The sequence below is a fragment of the Nocardioides sp. NPDC059952 genome (assembly GCF_042730435.1).
In the GTDB taxonomy this organism is placed as follows: Bacteria; Actinomycetota; Actinomycetes; order Propionibacteriales; family Nocardioidaceae; genus Nocardioides.
On record NZ_JBHWLY010000030.1, the window covers coordinates 1 to 8,474 of the forward strand.

The window sequence follows — 8,474 nt, forward strand, 5'->3', positions numbered from 1 at the left end:
GTCCGGACGGCCGAGGCGTCACGTACGCCGGCCGAAGCGGCAGCTGGCTGCCAACTCGGCCGACGGGAGTGACGCTTCGGCCTGCGCGGGTGACGCTTCGGCCGACGCGGGTGACGCCTCGGCAGACGTGGGTCGCCTCGGCGTGAGGTCTACTTCTCCAGGATGGCGACGACGCCCTGGCCGCCGGCGGCGCAGACGGAGATCAGGCCGCGGCCCGAGCCCTTCTCGTCGAGCAGCTTGGCGAGGTTGTTGATGATCCGGCCGCCGGTGGCGGCGAAGGGGTGGCCGGCCGCGAGGCTGGAGCCCTTGACGTTCAGCTTCTCGCGCGGGACGGTGCCGAGCGGAGCGTCGAGGCCGAGCTTGTCCTTGCAGAAGTCCGCGGACTCCCAGGCGGCGAGGGTGGACAGGACCTGCGACGCGAACGCCTCGTGGATCTCGAAGAAGTCGAAGTCGTCGAAGGTCAGGCCGTTGCGGGCCAGGAGGCGCGGGACGGCGTAGGCGGGAGCCATCAGCAGGCCCTCGCCACCGGCCACGTAGTCGACAGCGGCGACCTCGGCGTCGACGAAGTAGGCCAGGACCGGCAGGTTCTTGGCGGCGGCCCACTCCTCGGACGCGAAGAGCACCGCGGAGGCGCCATCGGTGAGCGGGGTCGAGTTGCCGGCCGTCATGGTCGGGTTCTCACCCTTGACCCCGAAGACGGGCTTGAGCGTCGAGAGCTTCTCCACGGTCGAGCCCGGGCGGAGGTTGTTGTCCTTCTCCAGGCCGCGGAACGGCGTGATCTGGTCCTCGAACCAGCCGGCCTCGTACGCAGCGCCCAGCTTCTGGTGGGAGGCAGCGGCCAGCTCGTCCTGGGCCTGGCGGGTGATGCCCCACTCCTGCGCGGTCAGCGCGGCATGCTCACCCATGGAGAGCTTGGTGCGCGGCTCGACGTTGGCCGGGATGTTGGGGATGACGTCGGCGGGGCGGAGCTTGGCGAAGGCCTTGACGCGGTCGATGTTGGACTTGGCCCGGTTGGCCTCGAGCAGGACCTTGCGGAGCTTCTCGCCCAGCGCGATCGGCGCGTCGGAGGTGGTGTCGGTGCCGCCGGCGATGCCGGAGTCGAGCTGGCCGAGCGCGATCTTGTTGGCGATGTAGGTCGCCGCCTGGAGGCCGGTGCCGCAGGCCTGCTGCAGGTCGACGGCGGCGGTCTCCGGCGCCAGCTTCGACCCGAGCACCGACTCGCGGGTCAGGTTGAAGTCGCGCGAGTGCTTGAGCACCGCGCCGGAGGCGACCTCCCCGATGCGCTCGCCCTCGAGGCCGAAGCGCGCGGCGAGACCGTCGAGGACGGCGGTGAACATCTCCTGGTTGGACGCGGTCGCGTACGCACCGTTGGAGCGGGCGAAAGGAATACGGTTGCCGCCCACGATGGCGACACGGCGCGTGGCCTGAGCAGTGGTCATAGGGTTCATCCTTGTCTGATGAAGCGCTTTGGAGAAGGGTATGTCAGGGAGATCACGAAAAGTGGACACCGAGTTACACCTCTAGTTACAACTGGCGAGTAACATACCAACGTACGCCTCAGAGACCACGTCCAGAAGGATCAGAGCAGACCATGAGCGACAAGTACCAGAGCTTCACCCAGTCGGCGATCGGCAAGGTCCTCGTCAAGAACCTCGGCCTGCCCAATCCCACCAAGCTCGAGCGGTACGCAGCTGGCGCCCCGCTCGTGAAGGGCACCGTCCTCGTCGGCGGACGTGGTCGTCTGGCCGAGTCGCTGAGCGGGCTTCTGGGCGAGCTGGACATCACCTCGACCGACGCCGCGACCCCGGGCACCAAGCTCAAGGGCCTCGTCTTCGATGCCACCGGCCTGACCTCGACCGCCGACCTGGTCGCGCTCCAGGAGTTCTTCACCCCGGTGCTGCGCAGCCTGGAGAGCAACCCGCGCGTCGTCGTGATCGGCACGCCGCCCGAGCTGCTCGAGGGTGGCGAGCGGGTCGCCCAGCGCGCGCTGGAGGGCTTCACCCGCAGCCTCGGCAAGGAGATCGGCAAGGGCGGCACCGTCCAGCTGGTCTACGTCGCCGAGGGCTTCGAAGGCTCGCTGCTCTCCACCCTCGCCTTCCTGCTCTCCCCCAAGAGCGCCTACGTCTCCGGCCAGGTTGTGCGGATCGGCACCAAGAACGCCTCCCCCGCCGCCGAGCAGGTCGACCCGAAGAAGCCCCTGACCGGCAAGGTCGCGCTCGTCACCGGCGCCGCGCGCGGCATCGGCGAGGAGATCGCCAAGGTGCTGCAGCGCGACGGTGCGACCGTCGTCGGCCTGGACATCCCGCCGGCCGAGGACGACCTGAAGAAGGTCACCCCCGACTACATCACCGCCGACATCACCGCCGAGGACGCGCCCGCCAAGATCGCGGCCTACCTCCAGGAGAAGTTCGGCGGCGTCGACATCGTCGTGCACAACGCCGGCGTCACGCTCGACAAGAAGCTCGCCAACCAGAAGCCCGACCGCTTCGGCAAGGTGCTCGAAATCAACATCAGCGCCCCGGAGCGGATCACGGCCGCGCTGCTCGAGCAGAAACTGGTCCGTCCCAACGGCCGCATCATCGGCGTCTCCTCGATCGCCGGTATCGCCGGCAACCTCGGCCAGACCTCCTACGGCGCCTCGAAGGCCGCCGTCATCGGCTTCGTCGACTCGCTGGCCGAGGAGCTTCCCGATGGCATCACCATCAACGCGGTCGCCCCGGGCTTCATCATCACCCAGATGACCGCGGCGGTCCCGTTCGCGACGCGTGAGGTCGGCCAGCGGCTCAACGCGATGGCCCAGGGTGGCCTGCCGGTCGACGTCGCCGAGACCATCGCCTGGTACGCCTCGCCGGCATCGACCGGCGTCAACGGCAACGTCGTGCGGGTGTGCGGCCAGATGATGCTGGGGGCCTGATGAGCACGCCCAGGATCGAGCCCAGCTTCACCGGAAAGTCCGGTCCCGGCCTGCTCGTCCGGGCGGCGCTGCCGGCCATCCCGGGCATCAACGCGCTCCCCGGGATCAAGAAGACCGGCGTCGCCTACGAGGAGCTCAGCCTCACCCGCGAGCCGGTCGTCCTCGAGCGGAGCGCGGTCGACGCGTACGCCGAGCTGTGCGGCTTCCCGATCAAGGACACCGTGCCGCTCCCCTACCCGCACATGCTGGCCTTCCCGCTGCACATGGCGCTGATGTCCTCGCCCGACTTCCCCTCGCCCGCGATGGGGATGGTCCACATCGAGAACTCGATCAGCGGCTACCGCCCGATCTCGGTCGGCGAGGCGGTCTCGGTGACCGCCACCGTGGGGCAGCCCGAGCCGCACCCGGTCGGCAAGGCGTACCGGTTCCTGACCGTCGCGACCGTCGAGGGTGAGGTCGTGTGGGAGTCCACCTCGACCTACCTCGTCCGCGGGAAGCGCAACCCCGACGTCGAGTGGAGGTCCGACTTCGCCGAGGTCGACCCGTCCGGGCCGGTCTTCCCGCTCAAGGCCGACCTGGGCCGGCGCTACGCGAAGGTCGCCGGCGACTACAACCCGATCCACCTCTATCCGCTGACCGCGAAGGCGCTGGGCTTCAAGCGGCAGATCGCGCACGGGATGTGGACCAAGGCGCGCTGCATCGCGGCCCTGGAGAACCGGCTGCCCGGTGCCGTACGCGTCGACGTGGCGTTCAAGAAGCCGGTCTTCCTGCCGTCCTCGGTCGCGTTCGGGTCGCTGAAGCACCTGGACGGCTACGACTTCTCGCTCCACCAGCGCGGCTCGGACACGCTCCATCTGGTGGGCCGTACGACCGCGCTCTGAGCTCACGCCCGACGAGGCCGCCCTCGGTCCGATGACCGAGGGCGGCCGCTTCGTGCTCGCGCAGCGAAGTCGGCTCAGCGGCGAACAGCGGTGACCCAGTAGGGCGTGTCGGGCTCCGGGGGCGTGGTGAACCGGGCGTTGGGCAGGTAGAGCCGGTCACGGTAGGCGGCGACGGTCGTCGGCACGTCGAAGTCGTCGCTGGTCAGTGTGTCGACCTGGACGCCGCGGGAGCCGGACTTGTCGAGATGGATGACGGCGATCTCGTTGTCGAAGTTGCGGACGACGTACAAGGTCCTGCCGAGCAGCAGCATGCCGTCGCCGTTGGTGAGGCCGGCCCCACCGAGGTCGACGACGGTGGTCACGCCGGTGCGCGGGTCGACGCGGTGCAGGAGCCCCGTGGTCGAGTTGACCACCAGCAGGCCGCGGCCGTCCGGAGTGGCGGTGATCCCGTTGGCGTTGAAGCCCGCCACCTGCTCCCAGTCCCCGGTGAGCGGGAGGGTCCGGACCGGGCCTCCGTCGAGCGGCACGGCGTAGAGCTGGGCCTGCTGGGAGTCGGTGAACCACGCCTTGTGGCGGGTGAGGACGACGTCGTTGACGAAGCTGGCCGCGGTGGTGAGCTGGTGGTCGGCGAGAAGACGGCCGGTGCGGGTGTCGATCACCCTGGCGCTGCCGCTGGGGCCGCCGGCGGCGAAGAGGCGACCGTGACGGTCGACCTTGACGCCGACGGTGGCGGTGCCGGGGCCTTGGGCGACCACCTTTCCGCGGCCGGTTCGTAGGTCGACGCGGTAGATGTCGCCGTCCACGCGCGACCCGAACCAGGCCGTCGGCCCGCCTCCGATCGCGATGCCCTCGGGCTGGAAGCCGGGCGGGAGGTCGAATCTCTTGGGGAAGACCGTGTGTGCGTCGGCCGTGGCTGGGACGAGGGCCGCGACCAGTGCCGCGGCGAGCAGGGCGATACGGATCCGGAACATCGTTGCTCCTGACGGGGTCGGCGCCGCCCGAGCCGGCGTGGAAGACGGCTGCTTTCGCCTACCGTACGCCGCGGGCCCGATAACCCGTGGCGACTCGGGGTGAGCAGGTGGGACCGTGGGCCTCATGACCACCGCCATGATCCTTCCCACCGGCTACACCGAGCGGCCCTTGGCGCTGGCCGATGCTGGCGCCGTCACCCGGGTGATGGCGGCGAACGAGCTGGCCACCGTGGGCGAGGTCGTCATCGAGGAGGCCGACATCGTCGCCGAGTGGCAGCGACCCTCCTTCGACGTCGGTGCCGCCACTGTCGGCGTGCTCGGACCCGACGGTGAGCTGGTCGCCTACGCGGAGTGTTCCGGCGGCGCCCGAGCCGATGCGGCCGTCCATCCCGAGCACTGGGACCGCGGGATCGGCACGGCCCTGGCCGGCTGGATCGGTGCCCGCGCGGCGGAGCTCGGCGAGCCGGTCATCGGCATGCCGGTCCCCCAGGGTTCACCCGGCGACCGGCTGCTGGCCTCCCTGGGCTGGTTTCCCCGCTGGGAGTCCTGGGTGCTGGCGCTGCCGCAGGACGCGGCGATCGCGGTGCGAGAGCTCCCCGAGGCGTACGCCATCCGGGCGGCCACGCCGCACGACCACGAACAGGTGTGGACGGTGGTCGAGGACGCCTTCCTGGAATGGTCCGAGCGCGAGCGGGAACCCTATGCGGACTGGGTCGCCACCACCATCGAGCGTCCCGGCGCCGAGCCGTGGAACGTCCGCGTGGTCACCGGCCCGGACGGCACCGTCGTCGCCGCGGCGGTGCTGGTGATGACCGAGGACGGCCGGGAGGGGTACGTCAGCAAGCTGGCCACCCGCAAGGACCAGCGCAACCGTGGCCTGGCCCAGGCGCTCCTCGCCGACGCGTTCGGCGCTGCCCGCGCTCACGGAGCGACGCGCGCGACCCTGTCGACGGACTCTCGCACCGGCGCCCTGGACCTCTACCTCCACGTCGGCATGGAGGTCGAGTCCACCTGGGTGCACCGCGCGACCCGGCCCTGATCCCACCTGGACGCGCCGCGCTGGGCTACCATCTTGCGTCCAGGAGGTGGACAGACATGTCCGACGTACTGATCCGAGGTCTCTCGGATGACGAGCTCGCGCGCATCGACACCGAGGCGACGCGGCTCGGGCTCACCCGCAACGAGTATCTCCGCCGATGGTTCACGCCCGACGCCCTGCGTCCGCTGCCACCGGCGCGACCCGTGGCCGGCGGCGACTTCGCGAAGTTCGCCCCGCTCGCCGACCGGGGTCTGATGCGTGACGCATGGTCGTGAGGCGACCCTGGCTGATGCACCGGTCGGCCCTCGCCCGGATGTCCACCAGCCCCGACGCTGAGAAGTGGTCCCGCCTGATCGAGCTGGGACAAGTACGCATCACCACCACGACATTGCTCGAGATCGGCCACCTGGCCCGCTCCGAGCGGGAGTGGTCCGAGCTCGTCGAGGACGTGCCGGTCATCCACATGCCGCTCGCGACCCTCACGCCGCGTACGGAGGCACGGGCGCTGGAGATCCAGCGCATCGTGCTGCGCGACGGTCGTCACCGGGCGCCGTCGGTCCCGGACCTGCTCGTCGCGGCGGTCGCGGAGGAGGCCGACCTCACGGTCCTCCACGCCGACAACGACGTCGACCTGATCACCCGCACCACCGGCCAGTCCGTCGAGCGCCTGCGCCTGTGACCTCGCCCGTCGCGTCGGCTCGTGATGACGAGCCGACTCGGCGGGTGCTCTGGGCTGGTGGCGGGGTGCGCTATCGCGACCATCGACCAGGGTGTGCGATAGCGCCCCGCGCTGCGGATCGGCGGGGGCCGGCCACGGGTTGATCCCGGGGCCGATAGAACATGCGCATGCACGCTGACCCCCACCAGTCTGCAGGCCCCCGGACGAGCCTTGTGACCACGCTCGGCGAGATCGATGTCACCGGCCCGATGGAGCCGGTGCTCGGCGGCCTCGCGGGCTCGTCGACGGCACAGGCGACGCTGTGGCTCTCGACCCGCCTGGCCGCCGCGGTCCGTTCCTACGTCGACGGGCTGGCCGACCTCGGCGCGCCTGTCCCGGAGGAGTCCGAGATCTGCCCGCGCCTGACCGAGAACGACTACCTCCCACCGACGGGTCCGCCGGGCCTCGCCGAGGTCGGCGGCTGGTCGACCGAGGCGCTGACCGAGGCAGCCCGTCGCGTACGCGATGCCGCCGACGCCGTCGAGTCACACCTGCACGAGGTCCCGGGGCTGCTCACCGCCGCCACGCCGGAAGAGCGAGACGCCGAGGTACGCAGCGGCGAACTGCTCCTCAAGGCACTGCGCCATGCCCGCTGGGCGATGCACGACGGGGCCGTGAACCTGGATGCCGCGCTGGCCGAGCTCACCGAGGCGACCATGCTGGCGGTGGCAGCCAGCCACCCGCTGCTCGAGGACCCGCAGACCCACCCGGCGAGCATCACCGCCGCCCTCGCCCGGGTCGTCCGGGCCGATGCCGCGACCGCCGCGGCGCTCCACGACATCGAGTTCCCCGAGAGCCTGAGCTCTCGGATCGCCGCCTACGTGGCCCGGGTCAGGGCGACCCGCCAGGTCGTCGCCTCGCTCGGCGAGGAGGGCGCCGGGGCGCTCACGGTCGGCAAGGTCGCCAAGAGCGCCGGCGGCGTGGTCGGCAAGGGCAGCGCGTACGTCCGGTTCCTGCGTACGACCCTGCTCGGACTGACCCGGTCACGCTCGCTCGGCGCGCTGCGGCAGTTCGCCCGCGGGAGCGCCAACGGCGGGTTCCTGCGATTTCTCATCGGCGCGCGGCTGGCTCGCGGGGTCGGCTGGGTCTTCCTGCCGCTGACGATCCTCACCGGAACGATCGATGCGGTGACCGGCGGCGGCGAGAGCGGCGTACGCGGCTGGGCCAACCGCCTCTTCGGGCTTGCCGGCGCGACCGGAGCGGCGGCGCTGCTGGTGACCCAGCTGCGCTGGACCGCGGCAGGCCCCGCGGCGCTCAGCCTCGCCGGCGCCTCGGTGCTCGCCTTCAGCCTCTGGTCGCTGGGCACGATGGCCTGGGACCACCGCGCCCGGATCGGGACCTTCCTGGGCGCCGTCGGGAGCCGGCTCAGAACAGCTCGCGGACCTTCTCGATCGGCCGGGCGAGCACACCGCGGTCACCATTGAGCACGATCGGGCGCTGCAGCAGCTCAGGGTGCTCCACCATCAGCTCGACCAGCTCGTCCTCGGAGAGGTCGCGGTTGCCCAGGTCGAGCTCCTTGTAGACCGGCTCGCGCTTCCGCAGCACGTCGCGAGCGCTCAGGCCGGTCTTCGCCAGGATGTCCCTGACCTCCTCGGCCCGCAGGCCGAGCACGTGGTAGTCGACCTTCTCGAAGTCGATCCCCTCCTCCTTGAGGAGGACGAACAGGTTCCGACACGTCGTGCAGGTCGGCTTCTCGTACACCGTGATCTGATCCACGCCCGCCACCTTAGCCCGCGGGGTTCGTGCGCTATCGCGACAGGCAACCAGGATGTGCGATAGTGCGCTGGCTTATTCCTGACCTGCTGATGGCACAGGCGCGCCGAGTCGGCTCATCCTGACCGAAAATCCCGTCGAGTGGGGGCGGGGTTTAAAGCCCCAGGCCACCCCGAAAACGGCTGGGCCAGGCCGGGGGGGGGGGGGGCGGGGCGGGGGGGGGGGGTGGGGGGGCGGT

Annotated in this window: 9 protein-coding genes; 6 read left to right on the forward strand and 3 right to left on the reverse strand. The window is 70.8% G+C overall.

The features are described 5' to 3' along the window. Positions 1–149 precede the first annotated feature (149 nt). The gene (locus tag ACFV9G_RS15265) at positions 150–1,439 is read right to left on the reverse strand and encodes an acetyl-CoA C-acetyltransferase (RefSeq protein ID WP_378728318.1); all 1,290 of its coding nucleotides are present in this window, start codon (positions 1,437–1,439) and stop codon (positions 150–152) included. A 152-nt stretch (positions 1,440–1,591) separates the two neighbouring features. Here ACFV9G_RS15265 and ACFV9G_RS15270 point away from each other — a divergent pair, with 152 nt between their 5' ends. Together ACFV9G_RS15270 and ACFV9G_RS15275 are read left to right on the forward strand one after the other, a co-directional pair. Further along, positions 1,592–2,914 (forward strand): 3-oxoacyl-ACP reductase, encoded by a 1,323-nt coding sequence (locus tag ACFV9G_RS15270; RefSeq protein ID WP_378728319.1) that lies wholly within the window; start codon positions 1,592–1,594, stop codon positions 2,912–2,914. Further along, positions 2,914–3,795, forward strand: a complete 882-nt coding sequence (locus tag ACFV9G_RS15275) for a MaoC/PaaZ C-terminal domain-containing protein (protein WP_378728320.1) — start codon at positions 2,914–2,916, stop codon at positions 3,793–3,795. The genes ACFV9G_RS15270 and ACFV9G_RS15275 overlap by 1 nt, the downstream gene beginning before the upstream one ends. 74 nt (positions 3,796–3,869) lie before the next feature. Here ACFV9G_RS15275 and ACFV9G_RS15280 read toward each other — a convergent pair whose 3' ends face one another. After that, complete coding sequence (locus tag ACFV9G_RS15280) at positions 3,870–4,766, reverse strand: superoxide dismutase (RefSeq protein ID WP_378728321.1); 897 nt, start codon at positions 4,764–4,766, stop codon at positions 3,870–3,872. Positions 4,767–4,890: 124 nt separating this feature from the next. On the opposite strand from ACFV9G_RS15280, the gene ACFV9G_RS15285 reads away from it, so the two are divergent. The 4 genes from ACFV9G_RS15285 (at position 4,891) to ACFV9G_RS15300 (ending at position 7,947) form a co-directional block, all read left to right on the forward strand. Then, the gene (locus tag ACFV9G_RS15285; protein ID WP_378728322.1) at positions 4,891–5,805 is read left to right on the forward strand and encodes a GNAT family N-acetyltransferase; all 915 of its coding nucleotides are present in this window, start codon (positions 4,891–4,893) and stop codon (positions 5,803–5,805) included. 56 nt (positions 5,806–5,861) lie between these two features. Continuing rightward, complete coding sequence (locus ACFV9G_RS15290; RefSeq protein WP_091041496.1) at positions 5,862–6,080, forward strand: hypothetical protein; 219 nt, start codon at positions 5,862–5,864, stop codon at positions 6,078–6,080. Positions 6,081–6,094: 14 nt separating this feature from the next. Beyond that, on the forward strand, positions 6,095–6,484 hold the full coding sequence (locus tag ACFV9G_RS15295) for a PIN domain-containing protein (RefSeq protein ID WP_378728323.1): 390 nt from the start codon (positions 6,095–6,097) through the stop codon (positions 6,482–6,484). A gap of 212 nt (positions 6,485–6,696) precedes the next feature. Continuing rightward, positions 6,697–7,947: a hypothetical protein gene (locus ACFV9G_RS15300; RefSeq protein ID WP_378728324.1), complete on the forward strand. Its 1,251-nt coding sequence runs from the start codon at positions 6,697–6,699 to the stop codon at positions 7,945–7,947. Here ACFV9G_RS15300 and ACFV9G_RS15305 read toward each other — a convergent pair. Further along, positions 7,889–8,239, reverse strand: coding sequence for an arsenate reductase family protein (locus ACFV9G_RS15305; RefSeq protein WP_378728325.1), 351 nt, complete (start codon positions 8,237–8,239; stop codon positions 7,889–7,891). The genes ACFV9G_RS15300 and ACFV9G_RS15305 overlap by 59 nt on opposite strands. Positions 8,240–8,474: the final 235 nt, after the last annotated feature.

What these genes read in the sequence shown, in the direction of transcription:
- ACFV9G_RS15265 (WP_378728318.1), bottom strand. Translation starts at nt 1,439, where the DNA reads ATGACCACTGCTCAGGCCACGCGCCGTGTCGCCATCGTGGGCGGCAAC.
- ACFV9G_RS15270 (WP_378728319.1), top strand. Translation starts at nt 1,592, where the DNA reads ATGAGCGACAAGTACCAGAGCTTCACCCAGTCGGCGATCGGCAAGGTC.
- ACFV9G_RS15275 (WP_378728320.1), top strand. Translation starts at nt 2,914, where the DNA reads ATGAGCACGCCCAGGATCGAGCCCAGCTTCACCGGAAAGTCCGGTCCC.
- ACFV9G_RS15280 (WP_378728321.1), bottom strand. Translation starts at nt 4,766, where the DNA reads ATGTTCCGGATCCGTATCGCCCTGCTCGCCGCGGCACTGGTCGCGGCC.
- ACFV9G_RS15285 (WP_378728322.1), top strand. Translation starts at nt 4,891, where the DNA reads ATGACCACCGCCATGATCCTTCCCACCGGCTACACCGAGCGGCCCTTG.
- ACFV9G_RS15290 (WP_091041496.1), top strand. Translation starts at nt 5,862, where the DNA reads ATGTCCGACGTACTGATCCGAGGTCTCTCGGATGACGAGCTCGCGCGC.
- ACFV9G_RS15295 (WP_378728323.1), top strand. Translation starts at nt 6,095, where the DNA reads ATGCACCGGTCGGCCCTCGCCCGGATGTCCACCAGCCCCGACGCTGAG.